At 72.6% G+C, this 18,555-nt stretch carries 20 protein-coding genes; 6 read left to right on the top strand and 14 right to left on the bottom strand.

All coding sequences use genetic code 11. The annotated features are described in order from the left end of the window. Positions 1–231 precede the first annotated feature (231 nt). Positions 232–1,398, top strand: coding sequence for a CaiB/BaiF CoA transferase family protein (locus ABT008_RS17815; RefSeq protein WP_350697316.1), 1,167 nt, complete (start codon positions 232–234; stop codon positions 1,396–1,398). A 1-nt stretch (position 1,399) separates the two neighbouring features. On the opposite strand, the gene ABT008_RS17810 is transcribed toward ABT008_RS17815, so the two are convergent. Further along, positions 1,400–1,807: a DUF2267 domain-containing protein gene (locus ABT008_RS17810; RefSeq protein ID WP_350697315.1), complete on the bottom strand. Its 408-nt coding sequence runs from the start codon at positions 1,805–1,807 to the stop codon at positions 1,400–1,402. A 142-nt stretch (positions 1,808–1,949) separates the two neighbouring features. Between ABT008_RS17810 and ABT008_RS17805 the strand changes: the two genes are divergently transcribed. Further along, positions 1,950–2,222, top strand: coding sequence for a DUF2795 domain-containing protein (locus ABT008_RS17805; RefSeq protein WP_350697314.1), 273 nt, complete (start codon positions 1,950–1,952; stop codon positions 2,220–2,222). Positions 2,223–2,490: 268 nt separating this feature from the next. On the opposite strand, the gene ABT008_RS17800 is transcribed toward ABT008_RS17805, so the two are convergent. From ABT008_RS17800 to ABT008_RS17785, 4 genes are read right to left on the bottom strand one after another with little or no spacing between them, the layout of a single operon-like run. Continuing rightward, positions 2,491–3,153, bottom strand: a complete 663-nt coding sequence (locus tag ABT008_RS17800; RefSeq protein WP_350697313.1) for an HhH-GDP family DNA glycosylase — start codon at positions 3,151–3,153, stop codon at positions 2,491–2,493. A gap of 44 nt (positions 3,154–3,197) precedes the next feature. Further along, a complete protein-coding gene (locus ABT008_RS17795) occupies positions 3,198–4,166 on the bottom strand; it encodes a pirin family protein (RefSeq protein WP_350697312.1) in 969 nt (322 codons plus the stop codon). 32 nt (positions 4,167–4,198) lie between these two features. Next, positions 4,199–5,272, bottom strand: a complete 1,074-nt coding sequence (locus ABT008_RS17790; protein WP_350697311.1) for a hypothetical protein — start codon at positions 5,270–5,272, stop codon at positions 4,199–4,201. Positions 5,273–5,329: 57 nt separating this feature from the next. Further along, complete coding sequence (locus ABT008_RS17785; RefSeq protein WP_350697310.1) at positions 5,330–5,674, bottom strand: MazG-like family protein; 345 nt, start codon at positions 5,672–5,674, stop codon at positions 5,330–5,332. Positions 5,675–5,785: 111 nt separating this feature from the next. On the opposite strand from ABT008_RS17785, the gene gdhA reads away from it, so the two are divergent. Next, a complete protein-coding gene (gene gdhA, locus ABT008_RS17780) occupies positions 5,786–7,123 on the top strand; it encodes an NADP-specific glutamate dehydrogenase (RefSeq protein ID WP_350697394.1) in 1,338 nt (445 codons plus the stop codon). A 114-nt stretch (positions 7,124–7,237) separates the two neighbouring features. Here gdhA and ABT008_RS17775 read toward each other — a convergent pair whose 3' ends face one another. Both ABT008_RS17775 and ABT008_RS17770 read right to left on the bottom strand, forming a co-directional pair. Beyond that, positions 7,238–8,353, bottom strand: a complete 1,116-nt coding sequence (locus tag ABT008_RS17775) for an erythromycin esterase family protein (RefSeq protein WP_350697309.1) — start codon at positions 8,351–8,353, stop codon at positions 7,238–7,240. A 52-nt stretch (positions 8,354–8,405) separates the two neighbouring features. Further along, positions 8,406–8,795: a MerR family transcriptional regulator gene (locus ABT008_RS17770; protein ID WP_350697308.1), complete on the bottom strand. Its 390-nt coding sequence runs from the start codon at positions 8,793–8,795 to the stop codon at positions 8,406–8,408. A 63-nt stretch (positions 8,796–8,858) separates the two neighbouring features. Here ABT008_RS17770 and ABT008_RS17765 point away from each other — a divergent pair, with 63 nt between their 5' ends. Next, positions 8,859–9,455, top strand: a complete 597-nt coding sequence (locus ABT008_RS17765) for an NADPH-dependent FMN reductase (protein WP_350697307.1) — start codon at positions 8,859–8,861, stop codon at positions 9,453–9,455. 103 nt (positions 9,456–9,558) lie between these two features. Here ABT008_RS17765 and ABT008_RS17760 read toward each other — a convergent pair whose 3' ends face one another. From ABT008_RS17760 to ABT008_RS17750, 3 genes are all read right to left on the bottom strand, one after another. Further along, entirely contained in the window at positions 9,559–10,077 is a 519-nt protein-coding gene (locus tag ABT008_RS17760; RefSeq protein WP_350697306.1) for a hypothetical protein, read from the bottom strand. A gap of 112 nt (positions 10,078–10,189) precedes the next feature. Beyond that, positions 10,190–11,974, bottom strand: coding sequence for a DUF4012 domain-containing protein (locus ABT008_RS17755; protein WP_350697305.1), 1,785 nt, complete (start codon positions 11,972–11,974; stop codon positions 10,190–10,192). 70 nt (positions 11,975–12,044) lie between these two features. Then, the gene (locus ABT008_RS17750; protein ID WP_350697304.1) at positions 12,045–13,304 is read right to left on the bottom strand and encodes a glycosyltransferase family 4 protein; all 1,260 of its coding nucleotides are present in this window, start codon (positions 13,302–13,304) and stop codon (positions 12,045–12,047) included. A 162-nt stretch (positions 13,305–13,466) separates the two neighbouring features. Between ABT008_RS17750 and ABT008_RS17745 the strand changes: the two genes are divergently transcribed. Next, the gene (locus ABT008_RS17745; protein ID WP_350697303.1) at positions 13,467–14,021 is read left to right on the top strand and encodes an arsenate reductase/protein-tyrosine-phosphatase family protein; all 555 of its coding nucleotides are present in this window, start codon (positions 13,467–13,469) and stop codon (positions 14,019–14,021) included. Here the strand turns inward: ABT008_RS17745 and ABT008_RS17740 are convergent. Then, positions 14,002–15,468: a tyrosine-protein kinase domain-containing protein gene (locus ABT008_RS17740; protein ID WP_350697302.1), complete on the bottom strand. Its 1,467-nt coding sequence runs from the start codon at positions 15,466–15,468 to the stop codon at positions 14,002–14,004. The two genes, ABT008_RS17745 and ABT008_RS17740, sit on opposite strands and share 20 nt — an antisense overlap. A 366-nt stretch (positions 15,469–15,834) precedes the next feature. Between ABT008_RS17740 and nhaA the strand changes: the two genes are divergently transcribed. Continuing rightward, positions 15,835–17,163 (top strand): Na+/H+ antiporter NhaA, encoded by a 1,329-nt coding sequence (nhaA, locus tag ABT008_RS17735; RefSeq protein ID WP_350697301.1) that lies wholly within the window; start codon positions 15,835–15,837, stop codon positions 17,161–17,163. 18 nt (positions 17,164–17,181) lie between these two features. On the opposite strand, the gene ABT008_RS17730 is transcribed toward nhaA, so the two are convergent. Genes ABT008_RS17730 through ABT008_RS17720 form a run of 3 tightly spaced genes read right to left on the bottom strand, consistent with a single transcriptional unit; the run spans position 17,182 to position 18,453 of the window. Continuing rightward, entirely contained in the window at positions 17,182–17,460 is a 279-nt protein-coding gene (locus ABT008_RS17730; RefSeq protein WP_350697300.1) for a hypothetical protein, read from the bottom strand. Then, positions 17,457–17,819: a DUF1622 domain-containing protein gene (locus ABT008_RS17725; protein WP_350697299.1), complete on the bottom strand. Its 363-nt coding sequence runs from the start codon at positions 17,817–17,819 to the stop codon at positions 17,457–17,459. Before ABT008_RS17725 ends, ABT008_RS17730 begins: the two co-directional genes overlap by 4 nt. A 46-nt stretch (positions 17,820–17,865) precedes the next feature. Beyond that, positions 17,866–18,453, bottom strand: coding sequence for a TMEM165/GDT1 family protein (locus ABT008_RS17720; protein ID WP_350697298.1), 588 nt, complete (start codon positions 18,451–18,453; stop codon positions 17,866–17,868). Positions 18,454–18,555: the final 102 nt, after the last annotated feature.

Below are 18,555 nucleotides of genomic sequence, written 5' to 3'. Positions count from 1 at the left end.
TCTCCTTCACCCACCTTTTGGTGGGCAACCACCCGAGGCACACCCGGGGTGCGCCGTACTGACCGGTATGGTTCGTGGGAAGTACTCCCCTCGTACCGCCAAGGTTAGGACAGCCCGATCCGACCCGCCAGACGGGGGCTCCTGATCGGCGTGGACCGCGTCCGACCAGGTCGGAACGCGGAGTGACGATGCCGGTACCGGACTCGGACACGAGCGCCTATCGTGATGGTGATGACCGCAGAACAGGCGGCCGGCCCACTCGCCGGAGTACGCGTGGTCGAGCTGGCCGGGATCGGTCCCGGCCCCTTCGCCGCGATGATGCTTGCCGATCTCGGCGCGGACGTGATCCGGGTGGACCGGGCCACCGACGTGGACCCCTCGGCCTTCGGCACCGCCCATCCCGACCTGCTCAACCGGGGACGACGCTCCGTCGGCGTGGACCTCAAGTCCGCCGGTGGACGCGAGGTGGTGCTGGCCCTGGTGAAGAGCGCGGACGCGGTGATCGAGGGGTTCCGGCCCGGGGTGACCGAGCGTCTCGGTCTCGGTCCGGCCGACTGCCACGCGGTCAACCCGAAGCTGGTGTACGGCCGGATGACCGGCTGGGGGCAGGACGGACCGAGCGCCCCGTACGCCGGGCACGACATCGACTACCTCGCGTTGACCGGCGCGCTGCACGGCATCGGTCGGGCCGACGATCGGCCGGTGCCTCCGCTCAATTTGCTCGGCGACTTCGGCGGCGGCGGGATGATGCTGGCCCTGGGCCTGGTCTCCGCGCTCTACGCGGTGCGCGGTGGCGCCACCGGCCAGGTGATCGACGCGGCCATCGTGGACGGGGTGGCGGTGCTCGGCACGCAGATCCACGCGCTGCGGGGACTCGGCCTCTGGCAGGACCCGCGCGGGGTCAACCTGCTCGACGGCGGCGCGCCGTTCTACGACACCTACGAGTGCGCGGACGGGCGGCACGTCGCGGTCGGCGCGCTGGAGCCGCGCTTCTACGAGGAACTGGTCCGCCGCACCGGGTTCCCGCTGCCGGGCGACGAGGCACCGGACCGGACCGACCCGGCGAACTGGCCGGCGTTGCGCGCCGCCTGGGCGCGGCTGTTCCGGACGCGTACCCGGGACGAGTGGGCGGCCCTGCTCACCGCCTCCGACGCCTGCGTGGCGCCGGTGCTGGACTGGGCCGAGGCGCCGGAGCACCCACACCTGGTCGCGCGGGACACGTTCGTGGTCCGGGACGGCGTGGTGCAACCGGCCCCGGCTCCCCGCTTCTCCGGCACCCCCACCTCGGTACGCCGCCCGCCGCCCTGGCCAGGCGAGCACACCGACGAGATCCTCGCCGAGGTCGGCTACGCCCCGGACCGGGTGGCCGCGCTGCGGGCCGACGGCGCGGTGGGCTGAGTCACCGGCGTCGCAGTGTCGCGCCGGGGGCCAGCGCGGGTTCGACCATGTCGCGGTAGTCGCGGGGCAGTTGGACCATCAGCGTGTCGAACTCACCGGCCAGCGCCTCGCGCAGCGCGGTGAAGACCGCGCGGACCCCGCCTCGGGCCGCCGACGTCTGCACCCCGAGGCGGAACGCCACCCGGGCCGCGAACTCGTCGGCGTCGAACCGCTGCGCCGCCTCGCCGTCCGGGGTTGCCCGCATCGACTGCCGCAGCGGCACCGGCAGTTGCAGGGCCAGGTCCAGGGCCTCCCCGCCGGTCAGCCGCTCGGCCAACGTCGCCAACGTCGCCCGGGTCAGGTCCACCGCCCGTTCCGGCGTGGTACCGGCCCGCCGAGCGACCTGGTCGACGAACGTGTCGTAGTCCATCGCGTACCCCCTCGGGCGGCGGTTACCCGGCGCGGCGGGCCGGAAACGGCGGCCGATTTTCCCCCGAGGCGGGCGTGACGGCAGCCGCGGCGGGTAACCGCGGCCGGTCGTGGCCCGATCGAAGCCGGGAGGAGCCGAACCCATGGCGAGTTACGCCGATGTCCTGCAGTACCTGTCCAGCCTGGACTACCCCGCCGGCAAGGACGACGTGGTCCGCGAGGCCGAACGCGAGGGTGCGCCGCCGGACGTGGTGCAGGCCCTGCGCGCGCTGCCGCCGGTGGACTACGCGAACAGCACCGAGGTGGCCCGTTCCGCGCACATCGACGCGAGCGAGGACGCCGACGACGCGCAGCGCGGCGCGGTCGGACGCGACAAGCGCCACCAACGGGTGTCGCAGCACCTGCGCAGCATCTGATCCGACGGCCGGTCGACGGGCGAACCGCCCGGACCGGCTGTCGGCGTGTCGAGGTCGGTGCACCCGACAGGGCTCCGACAGGCGGGCGCCCCGGTCGCGAACCGCGACCGGGAGCGCCGCTACGTAATCGCCTGCCCTGGTGGCACGGCGAACCCGAACCGGGTCGCCCTGACCAGACGGCGACAACCACCCGAACCGGGTGGCTGCTACTGCGACCACCCTACCCCACGCCATCAGCCGAACGGACAGGGGGTGCTGACAAAGGTATTCATCCGGCCGGTTCGGCATACCGCCGCTCCAGATCGACCCGCGCCAGCGCCCCCACGAGCCAGGCGAAGCGCTCCGATTCGCGACCACCGGACAGCGCGGCGAGGTCCTCGGCGGACCGGCCCAGACCGAGGCGACGGGCGGCGGTCAGGGCACGCCGATCGGCCACCGGCCCGACCTCCCGCCACAGCGCCTGCGCCTCGCGGAGGAACAGGTCCACCGCCTCGCCGTCCACCCCGGGAAGGGCCGCCAGCAGGGCCCGCTGCCGAGCCGGGTCGTAGCCGGCGGCGGCACGCAGCCGGCGCAGGTCGCCGCCGTACTCGTCGCGTACCGCCCGGGCGAGATCGCCGAGCAGCGTGGCCACCGCGTCGGCGTCACCGCGCCGGCCGCGCTCGCGCAGCACCCGGACCAGGTCGGCGTGGGGCGCACGGGCCAGCCGGGCCGCGCTGTCCCAACCGGCGTCGGACAGCGCGTGCGCGCTGTCCAGCGCACGCCGGAAGTCGCCCCGGCGGGCCAGCAGGACCGCCAGGCAGAGCACCTGAAACAGACTCGCAGGGTTGTTGGTGACCCGGAAGCCGTACTGCTCGGCGAAACCCCGGCCGCTGCCGGCGAGCCGCCGGGCCAGGCGTCTGCGGTCCTCGACGGTGGAGACGGTGCTGGTCATGCCGGCTGTTACCCGCGCCGACGGCGGCCACGCCTACGACGCGGTCAGTGGAAGCCGCCCGAACGGTCCCGGGCCTTGAGCCGGACCGTGGGCAGTGCCGGGGCGGGCAGCGGCGGGTCGGGGTCGTCGGCGACCACGCCGAACCGCCGACCGGCCATCCAGTCCTCCCGGGCGGTGGCGATCTCCTCGTGGCTGCGGCCGACGAAGTTCCACCACATCACCAGCGGCTCCTCGAACGGCGTGCCGCCGAGCAGCATCAGCCGGGTCCCCGGCCCGCCGCGCACGGTCAGTGCGTCCCGGCCGGTGCCGAGCCAGAGCAGCGCCCCGGGTTCCAGCGCCACCTCGTCCACCTCGGCGACGCCGTCGAGCGCCAGCAGCGCGTACTCGAAGTCGCGGCGCAACGGCACCGCGACCGGACCCGCACCGCGCAGGTCGAGCTGCGCGCCGAGCAGCGGGGTGTGCACCCGGGCCGGCGAAACCTCGCCGCCGAGGTCACCGACCAGCAGGGTGACGTCCAGGTCGCCGTCGCGCCACCGGGGCAGCTCGGCGTGGTGGGCGAAGTCGGCCGCGCCGGCCCGGGCCGGGTCCGGCAGCGCCACCCAGAGCTGCACGCCGTGCATCAGCGGCGGATGGGCGGCCGGGGACCGCTCGGAGTGGGCTATCCCGTGACCGGAGGTCATCACGTTGAGCTGGCCGGGCCGGATCGGTTGCACGTTGCCGAGGCTGTCCCGGTGCAGGATCTCGCCGTCGAGAAGCCAGGTCACGGTCTGTAGGCCGGTGTGCGGGTGCGGGGGCACCTCCATGCCCGGCCGCTGTGCCACGTCGTCCGGACCGAAATGGTCCACGAAGCACCAGGCGCCGACCATCCGGCGGGTGCGTTGCGGCAGCAGCCGACGCACCGTGGTGTAGCGCCCCAACGGCACGTCGTGGCCGGGCAACAGGACGCTGCCGGGGTCGACGGTGGCCACACCGGGCGGTCGGGTCTGCGCGGGCATCGACTCGGCACGTTCCACCATCCGACTGTACGCCGGTGCGCCGGACCCGCTCAGCCTCCGCGTACGGTCACCCGGTTCGCGCCCGCCACCAGGTCCAGGAAGATCCGGTCGGCGGCCCGGTCCCAGCCCGGCGACCCGAGCACCGTCTGCGGGGCGACGCCGTCGAGGCGCTCGTCGTACACAGCGACCGCGCCGGCACCGGCGACCGACCGGACGCGGACCGGGACGCTGCCGACCACGGTGACGTCGAAGCGGTTGACCCCGCCGGTGACCCGCACCACGACCAGTCCCTCCACGGCGGGCAGCCGCAGCGTGGTCCGGGTCGCCCCACCGGACAGTTCCAGGCCGCTGAGCCGGGCGGCGGCGAGGTCCAGCCGCCGTTCGGTGCTTCCGCCGGTGAGCGACACCTGCCAACGCACCCGGGCGTTGAGCAACACCTCGACCTCGCCCGGCCCGTCACCGTCCCGGGTCAGCCGCAGCCGCACCCGGTCGCCGGCCAGCTCCGGGCGGAGCCGGGTCACCGACTCGGCCGGGGTGATGATCCGGTACAGCTCCTCCCCCAGGTCCGTCACCCGCAGGTCGAACCGGGACACCCCGTCGACCAGCTCGAAGCTTGCCCGCTGGCGACCCTCCAACGGCGCGGTCTCGACCTGCTCGGGACGCTGCGCCGCCGCCCGGGCCGCACCGCCCAGTCCGCTGGTGCCGTCGGGCGCGGCGGTGACCTCCGGCAGGTCGCCGGAGAAGACCCGACCGAGTCGGTGCGGGTCGGAGAGGATCACCACCACTGCGGTCGCGCCCAGCCCGAGCATCAGCACCGCCGCGGCGGCGAGCAGCCGCGCCCCGGCCGACCAGGTCGGCCGACCGGCCGCCACGTCGGCCGGGCCCCCCGGCTCGTCCCGACGTGCGGGCTGGTCCCGCTCGTCCTCTTCGCCGGGCAGGCCCTGGGTCCCGGGTTCGTCCGGGGCGCCGGACTCGTGTTGACTCACGGCCGCCTCGTCACCCAGGGTCACGCCGTCTGCGTGTAGCGTCTCGTCACCGACGGTCACCGGTGGCACCGGCACCTCGTCTCCCGACCCCCGTCCCGAGGGTGTCGGACGGTACGCCTCGTGCTCCGACTCGGCCATGCCACGTCCCCTTCCACGGTCCCCTACCAGCAGGTACGCGCCAGGGGGCGGGTCGGATCAGTCAACTCGGCGACGAACCTCACCCTCGGCCGGCGACTCCAGCCGCCCGGCGACCTTGCCGGCGCAGCCGCCGAGGACCTCCCGGGCGTCCAGGCCCAGGCTCTCGATGGCGACCAGCGCGGTGAACGCCACGTCGGCCAGCTCCGCCGCCACGTCCGCCCGGGTGTGCGTGACCCCCTTGCGCGGGTTCTGGCCGAGGTACCCGATCCAGGCGCCCGCCACCTCACCCGCCTCCTCGGTAAGCTTGAGCATCCGGCAGGTCAGCTCCGCCTCCCCGGTGCCGTTGGTCGCGTCCAGCCAGTCACGCGCGGTGCGTACCGTCGTCCAGATCGTCTCGTCCACGCCGTCAGTGAACCGGACGGTGGTCACCATCCGTATCCGGGGGCACCGCTGTGACGGCGGTGACGAGGCGCGGCAACGACGCCGTGCCCGGACCGGAAGGACGTGTCGGTGATGCCGGAGACGGTCGAGTCGGTGTTCGCCAGTGTGGTCAACCGCAACCCGGGTGAGCCCGAGTTCCACCAGGCCGTACGGGAGGTGTTGGAGAGCATCGGCCCGGCGCTGGCCCGCCACACCGAGTACGCCGACGCCCGGATCATCGAGCGGATCTGCGAGCCGGAGCGGCAGGTCCTCTTCCGGGTGCCGTGGGAGGACGACCGGGGTCGGGTCCGGGTGAACCGGGGATTCCGGGTGGAGTTCAACAGCGCACTCGGGCCGTTCAAGGGCGGCCTGCGCTTCCACCCCTCGGTCTACCTGGGCATCGTGAAGTTCCTCGGCTTCGAGCAGATCTTCAAGAACGCGCTCACCGGGCTGCCGATCGGGGCCGGCAAGGGCGGTGCCGACTTCGACCCCAAGGGCTGCTCGGACCGGGAGGTGATGCGGTTCTGCCAGAGCTTCATGACCGAGCTGTACCGCCACATCGGCGCGCAGACCGACGTGCCGGCCGGTGACATCGGGGTGGGCGGCCGGGAGATCGGCTACCTGTTCGGCCAGTACAAGCGGATCACCAACCGGTACGAGTCCGGCGTGCTCACCGGCAAGGGCCTGTCGTACGGCGGCGCGCAGGCGCGCACCGAGGCCACCGGGTACGGCGCGGTGTTCTTCGCCGAGGAGATGCTCACCCAGACCGGGGACAGCATGGACGGCAAGCGGGTGGTGGTCTCCGGCTCCGGCAACGTGGCGATCTACGCGATCGAGAAGGTGCACCAGCTCGGCGGCACCGTGGTCGCCTGCTCGGACTCGGCCGGGTACGTCCTGGACGAGAAGGGCATCGACCTCGACGTGCTGCGGGAGCTGAAGGAGCGCCGCCGGGACCGGCTCGCCGACTACGTACGCGAGGTGCCGCACGCGGTCGCCGTCGCCGGGCGTACCCCCTGGGAGGTCCCCTGCGACCTGGCCCTGCCGTGCGCGACGCAGAACGAGATCGGCGGCGCCGAGGCCGCGCAGCTCGTCGCCGGCGGCTGCGTCGCGGTGGTGGAGGGCGCGAACATGCCGACCACCCCGGAGGCGGTCCGCATCCTGGGCCGGGCCGGGGTCCGGTTCGCGCCCGGCAAGGCCGCCAACGCCGGTGGGGTGGCGGTCAGTGCCCTGGAGATGCAGCAGAACGCCGCCCGGGAGTCGTGGACGTTCGCGGAGTCGGAGCAGCGCCTGCGCGAGACCATGCGCGACATCCACGCGCGGTGCTGGGCCACCGCCGAGGAGTACGGCCTACCCGGCGACTACGTGGCCGGCGCCAACATCAACGGCTTCCGCCGAGTAGCCGAAGCCACACTCGCCCAAGGCCTGATCTAACCCACCCACCCCACCCCCACCCCACCCCCCGCCTTCGCCCTGTTGATCAAGAAGTTTTGGTGCTCGATGAGCCCCGAAAGCACCGAAACCTCTTGATCAACAGCGCGGGGCGGTCTATATCGGGTGGATGGCGCTGATCGTGGGGAGGACCGCGACGACGTCGAAGCTGTAACGGGGTGACGGCAGTTCGTGGTAGTGCTCCTCGTCGCGCTCGGGGTCGTACATCCCGGAGATCACTCGGGTCCTCGCGGGCCGGCCGAGAAGCGGGGCGATCTCGGTCGGATCCGGCGCGCGCAGGTCCACGACCCGTACGTCGTCGTCCTCGCCGGTCAGCAGCACCGCCTCCAGCGAGTCCGGGCTCGCCGGGGGAAGGTCGCGGCCGGGAATCCGGCCATGGCCGAAGGTGAGATGGACGGCGGCGTACCCGTCGCCGAGAGCCGCCCGGAGATGGCCGCCGGTCATGACCTCGTGGGCCGCGACGCGCGCGCTGCCTTCCCAGAAGACGATGCGGTCACCGGTGCGCCGCTGGTGTGCGAGGAGCCGATCGGCAGCGGCCCGTTCCTCCCGCGCCAGGTCGTGTCCCACGCCGATGGCGTTGGCATGGTGCGCCACGATCGCATCGAGCATCGACAGCGCTTCGTCACGTTCCGGGCCCCGGTCGAGGCGGGCGACCAGGTCGTGGGCGGTGCGGGCGAGGTCGACGAAGGGCGTACCCGGGTGGGTGCCGCGCGCACGTCGGACATGCTCGCCGTCGTCGTGGGCGGTGCGGATCACGTCGAACACCTCATTGACCTGTGTCGCCGTCGTCGCGTCCCGCCGCGCGAGCAGCCCCACGACACGGTCGTAGTCGGCGGGCAACACGCGCGAACCACCGATCGCGACGATCCGCACCGGATCTGCCGGATGCCGCTCGTTGCGCCGGCGCAGCCGACCGAGCGCCTCGCGCATCTCGGACGTCCGCCACGGCCCCCACGCCTGGCCGAGCGCCGCGTCGAGATCGGTCTCCTGCCCCTGGACGAAATCGTCGTACCGCTCACCGATCCGCGGGTTGTCGAGCACCGCGAGGACGCGGAATCCGGACTCGATCAGCGCGTGGGTGGTCTGCTCGACGAGGCCGAAGAGTTCGTGCGCCTCGCGGGTGGAGGTGCCCAGACCGACGATCGTGGCGTGGTCGACGAGGGATGAGATGCGGTGCCCGGTCTGCCGGAGGTCGTACGTCCGTTCGCTCATACGACGCACGATCACAGTTGAACATATGGTGAAGTCAAGGCCCCACGGGTGCTCACCGGACCGGTTCGGCGCGCCCGATGTCGCACAGCCTGGTGCCGGATTCCAGGGCAGCGAGGTGCGTCCTGAGGTCGGCCAGTCGTTCCTCGGCCTCGCTGACCAGCCGGTGGGCGACCTGACCCCACTCCTCGGGCGTCGGGTTCGCCGACAGGCCGTCGAAGAGGACGGCGATCTCGCGCACGGTCATGCCGACCCGCTGGGCGACCCGGGCGATCTCGATGCGGCACACGGCCGACTCCTCGAAACGGCGTTGGTTGCCTGCGGTGCGGACTGCGTTGATCACGCCATGGCTCTCGTAGAACCGTACGGCGGACGGGGCGACGCGACTGCGGACGGCGACGTCGCCGACGGTGAGCGTCATCGAGGAAGCCGGCTTCACGGTCATGTCCGCACCGTAGTCACGCCCCGACTTGACTTCAACCAATGTTCAACATGGAACCTCACCTCTATGACCGCTTCGAATGAACAGCACGACGGCACCCCACCACCCGGCGTACGCGTGGCCGTGATCTCGGCGAGCGTGCGCAAGGACCGGATGGGGCCGACGATCGCCGACTGGGTCGTCGCCGCGCTGGGGAGCGCCGCCGACGTCGATCTGATCGACCTTGCCGGCACGCTCCTGCCCGACGACAGTCTCCTGTATCCGGGCGGTGGGCCGAAGAGCGCCGTGGCTGACCGGATCGACGCGGCCGACGCCTTCGTCTTCGTGATGCCGGAGTACAACCACAGCTACCCGGCCTCGCTCAAGCGCCTGATCGACTGGCACTACGCGGAGTGGCGCCTGAAGCCCGCGACGATCGTGGCGTACGGCGTGCACGGCGGATACGCCGCGATCGAGCAGCTCCGCGGCGTGCTGGCCGAACTCAACGTCGTGACCACCCGCCGGGTCATCGGCCTGCCCGCGCCGTGGGACTGCCTGAACGACCAGCAGCGGTACGCGCCGGACGACCGCCTCTGCCGCGGCCTGGGCGGGTGTCTCGACGAGCTGCGGTGGTGGGCCGACGTGCTGGCCGACGCACGCCGAACCCGCCCCTTCCCGACGTAGGACCCACGGCGCGGGACGGCCACGAAACGGTGCCGGTGCCCGCCGGAGGGAACGGCGGGCACCGGCACCGGTGCTCACTGCGGGACGGGCCCGCGGTGTCGGATCAGCTCGCGCTGCCGAAGCGGCGGCGGCGCCAGAGCACCGTACCGAGCAGCATGACCGCGCCTGCGGCGACGAGACCGCCACCGACCTTCATCGGCGTGCTCGTGCTGCTGCCGGTGACCGGGAGGTGCGGCTTCTTCTTGTGCAGCACGCGCAGCTCGGTCGAGGCGGTCCGGCCGGACTCCCGGCCGGTGCCGGTGAAGGTGAGCAGACCGGTCACCGACGGGGTGTACCGGCGGCTGAACTCGCCCCGCGCGTTGGTCCGGGCCGTGAAGGTCAGCGGCGCGCTGGCCTGGAAGGCGACCGGAGCCATCGCGACGGTGCTGCCGTCGCTGCGGCGGGCGGTGCCGGCGGCGGGTGCCGCCAGCGGCTGGGTGGTGACGGTGATGTCGACCGTCTCGTTCGGCCCGTAGTTGCGGCCGGTCAGGACGACCGTCTCACCGAGGAAGATGGTCGGTCGGTTCACCGTGAGCGAGGCCAGCACCGGCGTGTAGGGCGGTGGCTGGGGCGTTCCGCTCACGGATGGCGTCGGCTGCGGCTGCGCCGCCCCCGCCGCGGTCGGCACGGCTACCACGGCCAAACCGACCGTGAGCGCCATGATGATGCGGGATAGCCGCATTGTTGGTTCCCTCCTACTGAGTACAGCTTGGTGCGGTGACAACATGGGTGGTCCATGGGGTGGCGGTGGGCGTGAGCCACAGCTCGGCCGTGCCGCTGCCCGTCTTGCCGGTCAGCAACGAGACCTGCAGCGTCCGGGTTGCACCCGGTCCTGTCTCGACGTTCACCGTGGCCACCTGGCGGCGTCGCTCGGTGCCGTTGCCGACCGACGTCTCGGCACCGTCGAGGTGGGTGTCGAGCACCGCCCCGCCGGCCGGGCCGTAGACGGAGACCAGGGTCCGAACCGTGTACGGATCTCCTGCCTGGGCCAGTCCGAGCACGGACTCGGTGAGGCCCGAGGCCGGCGCGGTGGATCGCAACGTCACCCGGAGGTGCAGTTCGCGACGACCGTCGGCGTGGCAGTCGCCGACGGTGAGGTCGGCGGTCTGCCGGAGGTAGTAGCCGAGCTTCGCGCCACTGCCGTCGTTGAGGAACACGCCGACAGTGGGCACGGTGTCCTGCTCCGGAAGCGTCCCGGCCATCCGGCTCTCGCCGAACACCCGCTGTTCCTCCGGATGGGCACTCCAGAACAGTATCCGACGTTCTTGTATAGAACGACTAAAAGCGGACAATAGCCCGTTCGGGTGTGTGTTACGGGCAAAAAGGGTGTCGAACACGGTCGCGGCGGCGGCGGCGAAGAAGGCGTCCTGCTCCGTCGGGGCCATTTTCTGATAGGTGTCGCTGAGCAGGGTCCGCACCGCGTTCTCCGCGCTGAGCGACACGCCGCCGGGCACCCGGACCGGCCCGGTGGCCTGCAACAGGTACGACAACACCACCGGGTCGACGGCGAGCACCCCGTCCACGGTGTCGCCGCTGTGCCGCCGGTACATCTCCCGGTAGAGCGCGGCGGCGGTCGGGAAGTGCGGGCTGAGGTTGACGTCGGCGGGGTACATGCCGGGCAGTTCGCCCCAGAGCGCCCGCTGCTCGGCCGGGATCTTCAGCGGTGTGGCGAACATCCCCATGCCGCTGCTGGCTCCCTGGTCGCCCATCTCGATGCGGCCCTTGTTGGCCCGGATCACCGCGTACGCGCCGAACATGCCGCCGGTGGAGCGCAGCTCGGCGGAGTTCTGCGACACCAGCAGGTACTGACGTGCGCCGTCCACGCCGAGCAGCGGCGGCAGCAGTTGGGCGGCCTTGCCGGACGCCGAGGTCATGGCGGCCAACCGGTCGATCTCGCCGCGCAGGTCCTGGAGCGCCTCGCGCACCTGCCCGACCAGCCGGTCGGCGGGCACCACGGACAGTTCGGCGCGGATCCGCTGGACGGTGGCGTCCACCTCGACCAGCTCGTCACCGACGCCCCGCAGCCCGCTCAGGTCCAGCCGCCCCTCGCGCGGCACCAGACCGCCGAGGTCGATCCGCAGCAGCGCCGGGAACGCCTGGCGGGCCAGGTCGTCGACGGCGACGGAGATCTGCCGGACAGCCGCGAGGTTGGCTCCCGCGTACGGCGTGTGCTGGGCCGTCCACCAGCCGGGGTCGGCGGTGGCCTGACGGGCCGCGCCGGACTGCACCTGCAACGCGGCGAGGGTCCGCTGCGCCCGGTCGGTGTCGCCACCGACCAGGTGCGCGCTCAGCTCACCGGCCAGCCCGGCGGCGTTGACCAGGTGCGCGCGGGCCTGCCAGCCCCGGAACCCCACCCATCCGACGACGCCCGCCAGGAGCGAGCCGACCACCAGCGTGACGAGCAGGGCACGGCGCAGTCGGGCCCGCCGTCGCCGGCGGGACCGGCTGCGGGTACGGCGCGGGCTCTCGCGTTCCGTCACACCATTCTCCACTCCGAAATACGGACACAAGCCACCAATATTCCTAACAGGTAACGACCGTCTTGGTGACTTAATGACGCTCTCGGGCAATATGTGAGTTTCGGTCGTGACTCGTGTTTCGGCGGGGGTTGCCGGCCGCCGCCCGCAGCAGCGCCTCGATGCGGTCCACCCCGGCCGGCAACGCCATCTCCCGCAGGTACGCCTCACGGCCGCGTCGGCCCATCTCGGCGCGCGCCGGTGCAGGGATGTGCGCGGCCAGCCAGAACCGGTCCGCAAGGGTGGCCCAGTCCTCCGGCGGGCAGGAGAGCCCGGCACGGGTGCGTTCGACCAGGGCTGCCGTGTCGCCGCCAGTCGACGCCACGACCGGCGCACCGCAGGAGAGCGCCGCCTGGAGCTTGTCCGGCACGGCACTGCGCAGCGCCGGCAGGTCCCGGGACATGACCAGTTGGTAGTCGGCGGCGGCGTACAACTCCGGCATGTCCAGCGGCGAGCGCCGGTCGACGAACCGGACGTTGTCGGCACGCAGTTCGTCGGCGAGCCCCCGCACCCGCCGCTCGTCCGCGCCCGAGCCCACCAGGACCAGGTCGACGGTCTTCTCCAGCGCGGCCGCCGCCCGTACCGCCGTCTCCAGTCCCTGCCGCGCCCCGATGGTGCCGGCGTGCATCACCACGCACCGGTCGTCGCGACGCACCAGCCGACGTGCGGCCGGACCGGCCGTCGCGGGTTGGAAGATCCGCTCGTCGGTCCAGTTCAGCACCGTGCGGACCTTGGCCGGGTCGACACCGACCCCGATGACCGCGTCCTGCAACGAGGGCGCGGTCACCGCCACCACGGTGGCAGCCCGGTAGGTCAGGGTCATCGCCGCCCGCACTCGGGCCGCCCACCGCCCGTCGCCGCCGTCCGGCAGGTCCTCGGCCCACACGTCCGGCACGTGCAGCACCAGCGGCACCGGGCCGAGCAGGCGCAGCAGAGCCGCCGTGGCGAACGCGGTGGCCGGCGGCTGGTACACGTAGAGCACGTCGACCCCGGCGAGGAACCGGCGTCCGACCAGCGAGGCGCTGCCGGCGAAGGAGAGCCAGGAGGCGAGGCGGCCGCGCGGTGTGAGGTCACCGGTGCTGTACCGGGGCACCCGCCGCACGGTCAGACCCCGGCTGCGCGTCTCGTGACGCCAGCGCTGGTGCCACCCCGGGTACACGTGCCCGCCCGGGTAGTCCGGGAAGCCGGTCAGCACCCGTACCTCGTGGCCGCGGGCGGTCAGCTCCTCGGCCAGGCTGCCGGGGATGAAGGCCGGTTCCGGCGGGAAGTGGTACGTCAGCAGGCCGATCCGCATCCCGCCACCTCCCTGGCCGGGCGTCCGTCCGGCGCGGCGGCCGGGTACCACGGCGGCCCGGCTGCGTACGATCTCGGCAACCCCTCACCGGACGGTCGCCACCGGCGGTCGTCCCCCGTCGCGGCGCTGCCGCCGGCGGCCACGTCGTCGAAGGGGTCACCCATGCTCACCGGGGTGCTGTTCGTCTGCCACGCCAACCTGTGCCGGTCGCCGATGGCCGAGTACACCGCGCGTCGTCTGCTCGCCGGGCGCCCGCTGACCGTCGCGAGCGCCGGCACCGACGCCGTCGAGGGCCTGGAGATGCACCCGCACGCCGCCGAGATCGCCGCCGGGACCGGTGCGGATCCAGCGGCGTTCCGCAGTCGGCGGCTCGTCGCCGCGCACCTGACCGAGGCGGTGCTGGTGCTGACCGCCACCCGGCGCCAGCGCAGCATCTGCACCTCGCTGGCGCCGGCGGCGCTGCACCGGACGTTCACGGTGCGCCAGTTCGGCCGGCTCGCCGCAGCGGCCGAGCCCACGACGGACGAGCCGGACGACTCGCTGGAGGCCGCGGTGGCCGCCGCCGCCCTGGCTCGGGGACGGCTGCAACCCGCCCCGGCCGACGCCGACGACCTGCGCGACCCGGTCGCCGGTACGCCCGCCGACTTCCGCGCCTGCGCGGAGGAGATCGAGCGGTCGCTGCGCCCCCTGGCGGCGCTCATCGGGGCAGCCGGGTGAGTTCCTGGGTGTGATCGGGCAGGTCGGCCACCGGCTTACGCTCGGCGTGCCGACCGGCACCGGCCCGCTCGCCCGTCGCGGTCGTCGTCTCCGGTGTCTCGGCGACCACCCGGTACGCCTCGTACTGGTATGCCTCCGCCTTGGGCACCCGGGCCATGTTCAGCACGCAGCCGAGCAGCCGGACCGAGACCGAGTGCAGCGCCCGGGCCGCGGCGGCCACCTGCGCCCGTGAGGTACGCCCCTGCTGGGTGACCAGCAACGCGCCGTCGGCCTGCACCGCGACCACCACACCGTCGGTGACCGCGAGCAGCGGCGCGGTGTCGATGACGACGATGTCGGCGGACTCACGCAGGGCGATCAGCAGGTCGGACATGGCCTTGGAGCCGAGCAGTTCGCTCGGGTTCGGCGGGGCCGAGCCACTGGGCAGCACCAGCAGGGACTTGTCGCCCCAGCGCTGGACCACGTCGCCGACCTGGACGTCGCCGACGAGCACGTCGGTCAGCCCGACGCCGGAGTCGATGCCGAGGTAGTCGCCGACCTTCGGCCGGCGCAGGTCGGCGTCGACCAGCAGGACCCGCCAGCCCGCCTCGGCCAGGGCGATGGCCAGGTTGCACGACATGGTGGTCTTGCCCTCGCCCTGCAACGCGCTGGTGACGGCGATGACCCGGGCGGGTTCGTGCACGTCGACGAAGCGCAGGTTGGTGCGGAGCTTGCGGACCGCCTCGGCCCGCGCCGAGGTGGCGGCGTCGCCGACGATCAGCGGGGCGGTACGGGCGCTGGCGTCGATCGGGATCTCGCCGAGCAGCGGGCTGCCGGTGACCCGTTGCAGACCGGCGGCGTCCCGCAGGCGTACGTCGGCCATGCCGCGCAGGATCGCCAGGGCCACACCGGCCAGCAGGCCGATCAGGGTGCCGATGGCGGTGTTGCGCAGCGGCTGCGGCGAGACCGGGGTGGGGGTGACCCGGGGCCCGCTGACCACTTCGATCTTGATGGGTCCGGCGCTGCCGTCCGGCCGGGCCTCGACCTTCTGCACGAGTTCGACGAACTTCGCCGAGAGCGCCTCGGTCACGCGCAGCGCGCGGGTCTGGTCGGTGTCGGTCACCGACGCCCGCAGCAGGACGGTGCCGGTCTCGGTCGAGGTGCTGACCCGCTGCTGGACCTCCTCGGCGGTCAGCCCGAGCTGGTTGTCCGCGACCGCCGCCTGCGCCAGCCGGTCGCTGGTCAGCAGTTCGGCGTAGGACTTGACGCGCTGTTGCAGGAAGAGACCACCCTGGTAGGCGTCGGTGACGCCCTGGCTCGGGGTGGTGACGAAGAAGGTGACCGAGGCGACGTAGCGAGGCTGCGCCCGAACGGTGACCAGGGCGGTCAGCCCGAGGGCCACCACGAGGGTGACCAGGACGATCCACCAGCGCTGGCGGACGAGGCGCAGTTGGCGGTACAGGTCCATCAGGCGCGCCTCCGTACCGGGCCGGTAACGCCAAAGAAACTCACGAAAACCCCCAAGGTCTCTTCAATCTCGTGAACCATTAAAGCCGCCCATAAGCGTTATGTCCGGAGTTAGGGGTTTTCCTCGGTGGAGGACCGCGCCCGCAATGCCCAACCGGACCGACCGGCCGTCGGAATCGCCTCTCCTCCGGGAAAAATGCGATTTCTCCGTCGGGATGTGCTGGATCCGCGCACGGTGACCAGGTGCGGGGCACTGCCCCGGGCTCGTCGCCACCGGTGCCGCTGGATAAGGTCGTGGACGGTGTGCCGGGAAGCCTGGTCGGCGTGGCAGTCGTGCTGTCCCCGACCGGCGAGGTGAGAACCAGGCATGTCCACATCCACCCCACCACCCCGACGCCGCGGCCTGTGGCGTCTCTTCGCGCGTACCTCCTGGCCGGAGGCCCGGTTCCTGGGCGAGGTGCTACGCACCGAGACCGTCGGCGGAGCGCTCCTGCTCGTCGGCGCGGTGATCGCCCTGGTCTGGGCGAACTCCCCCTGGTCCGACGGGTACGCCGCGCTCGGCGCCTGGGTGCCGTGGCCCGGCGGCGCTCCCCTGCACCTCGATCTCGACCTGGCGACCTGGGCCGCCGACGGCCTGCTGGCGGTCTTCTTCTTCGTGGTCGGGCTGGAACTCAAGCGGGAGTTCGTCGCCGGTGGGCTACGCGACCCACGCCGCGCCGCGCTGCCGGTGGTCGCCGCCGTGGGCGGGATGGTGGCCCCCGCCCTGATCTACGTCGGAGTGAACCTCGCGGCCGGCGGCGAGGGGCTGCGCGGCTGGGCCGTGCCGACCGCCACCGACATCGCCTTCGCGCTGGCCGTGCTGGCGGTGATCGGGGCGTACCTGCCGCAGGGGCTGCGGGCCTTCCTGCTCACCCTCGCCGTGGTCGACGACCTGCTCGCGATCACCGTCATCGCGGTCTTCTACACCGATTACTTCGATCCGCTGCCACTGCTCGGCGCCGTGCTGCCGATCGCGCTGTTCGGCCTGCTGGTGCAACGCCGGCACACCTGGTGGTGGGCGCTCGGCCCACTCGCCCTACTGGCCTGGACGCTGGTGCACGCCTCCGGCGTGCACGCCACGGTGGCCGGCGTCGCGCTCGGCTTCACCGTGCCGGTGCTGGCCGGGCGCGGACGCGACGGCCGCCACCGGCCCGGCCTCGCCGCCCACCTGGAACACCGGTGGCGGCCGATCTCGGCCGGGATCGCCGTGCCGGTCTTCGCGTTCTTCGCCGCCGGGGTGTCGCTGCGCGACGCCGACCTGGGTGCGGTCGTCACCGATCCGATCGTCGTCGGCATCGTGCTCGGGCTGGTGGTCGGCAAGTGCGTCGGCGTCCTCGGCGCCACCTTCCTACTGGCCCGGTTCACCCGGGCCAGGCTGGCCGAGGACATCACCTGGCCGGACCTGCTCGGCGTATCGCTGCTGGCGGGCATCGGGTTCACCGTGTCGCTGCTGATCGGCGAGCTGGCCTTCGGCACGGCCGGCACCGCCGGGGACAACGTCACGGTGGCGGTACTCGGCGGTTCGCTGATCTCGGCGCTCTGCGCCACCCTGGTGCTGGCCCCCCGCAACCGCAGGTACCGGGCGATCGCCCGCACAGAGCGGGTGGACGCCGACCGGGACGGCGTACCCGACGTCTACCAGCGGCCCGCCGACTGAGCAGGCCCGCGCGCGCCATCAGCCCCCGGACGCCCGGCCGACCCGTTCGGCCGGGCGTGCCGACCAGCGGAAGTTCTCCGTCAACGCGCTGCTGAGCATCCGCCGCAGCAGCACGATCACGACGGTGGCGGCGAGTTCCCGCCAGGTCTGCTCCCCGGTCAGCCGCAGCAGACCGGCGGCCACCAGCATGTCCAGCAGCACCCGCAGCGCGGTCGATCGGGACCCGGTGGTGACCAGCGCGACCCCGGCACCGAGTACGCCGAGCGCCGCGACGACCGTGGCCAGCGCCGGGATCACGAGGCCCGCCCCGGCCGGCTGACCTGCTCCTGCTCGTGCTCGATCTCCCGGCCGAGCACGCGGTTCAGCACGGTCCGGATGGCGGCGATCGCGGCGAGCTGACCGATCTGGGTGAAGGTCGGCGAGAACGCGGTCCGCAGGATGTCCGCCGCCAACTGGAACTCCAGCCCGAGCACCAGGAACCGGCCGAGCGTCAGCCGGATCCGGGTGAACACGGTGGCGTCGCGGTAGCGGATCCCGTCGACCACGAACCGCAGCGCGGCCCAGGCCGCCCCGATGACGATCACCGCCGCGCCGACCAGCTCCACCGCGATCACCAGCCAGTGGTGACCGCGTTCCAGGAGCACGTCGACGTCCACGCGGGCGACTACCCGGCGGGGCCCCGGGTAGTCGGTGCCCGCCGGGTCAGGTCAGTTCCGCGACCGCCTCCACGAGCAGCCAGATGCCGCTGATCGCGAACAGGGCGGCGGCACCGTACTTGATGGTCCGCTCCGGCAGCTTGCGGCCGAGCAGCCGGCCGACGACGATGGCGAGCGCGTCGGCGGCGACCATGCCGATGGTCGAGCCGATCCAGGTGCCGAACCAGCCGTACTGGGTGGCCAACGTGATCGTGGCGAGCATGGTCTTGTCGCCCAGCTCGGCGAGGAAGAACGCGACACCGACGGCGAAGACGGCCGACTTGCCGCCCTTGGCCGCCTTGCGCTTCTCCTCCTCGGTGAGCGTGTCCCCGCGCAGGGTCCAGAGGCCGAAACCGATGAAGGCCAGACCCGCCAGGAGCGAGATCCAGCCGGTGGGCAGGGCGGCACCCAGCCCGACACCGATCGCCACCGAGGCCAGGTGCACCACGGCGGTGGCGACGGTGATGCCGATCAGGATCGGCACGGTGCGGTATCTGGTGGCGAATGCCAGGGCCATGAGCTGGGACTTGTCTCCCAGCTCGGCAACGAAAATCACGCCGAAGCTGACCGCCAGCGCGACGAGGAAACCCTCCATGACGTCCTTCCGGATCAGGCCGGGAGGAGGATACGGGGTGCCCTCGACCCGGCTGTTAAGCCTGGGTCGAAGGTCTCGCCCGCCCCGTCATGACGAGGCCGC

Source organism: Micromonospora sp. NPDC002389 (assembly GCF_040296095.1).
In the GTDB taxonomy this organism is placed as follows: Bacteria; Actinomycetota; Actinomycetes; order Mycobacteriales; family Micromonosporaceae; genus Micromonospora.
Note: the sequence above shows the minus strand (reverse complement) of the source record. Positions and strands in the feature narration are given on the sequence as shown.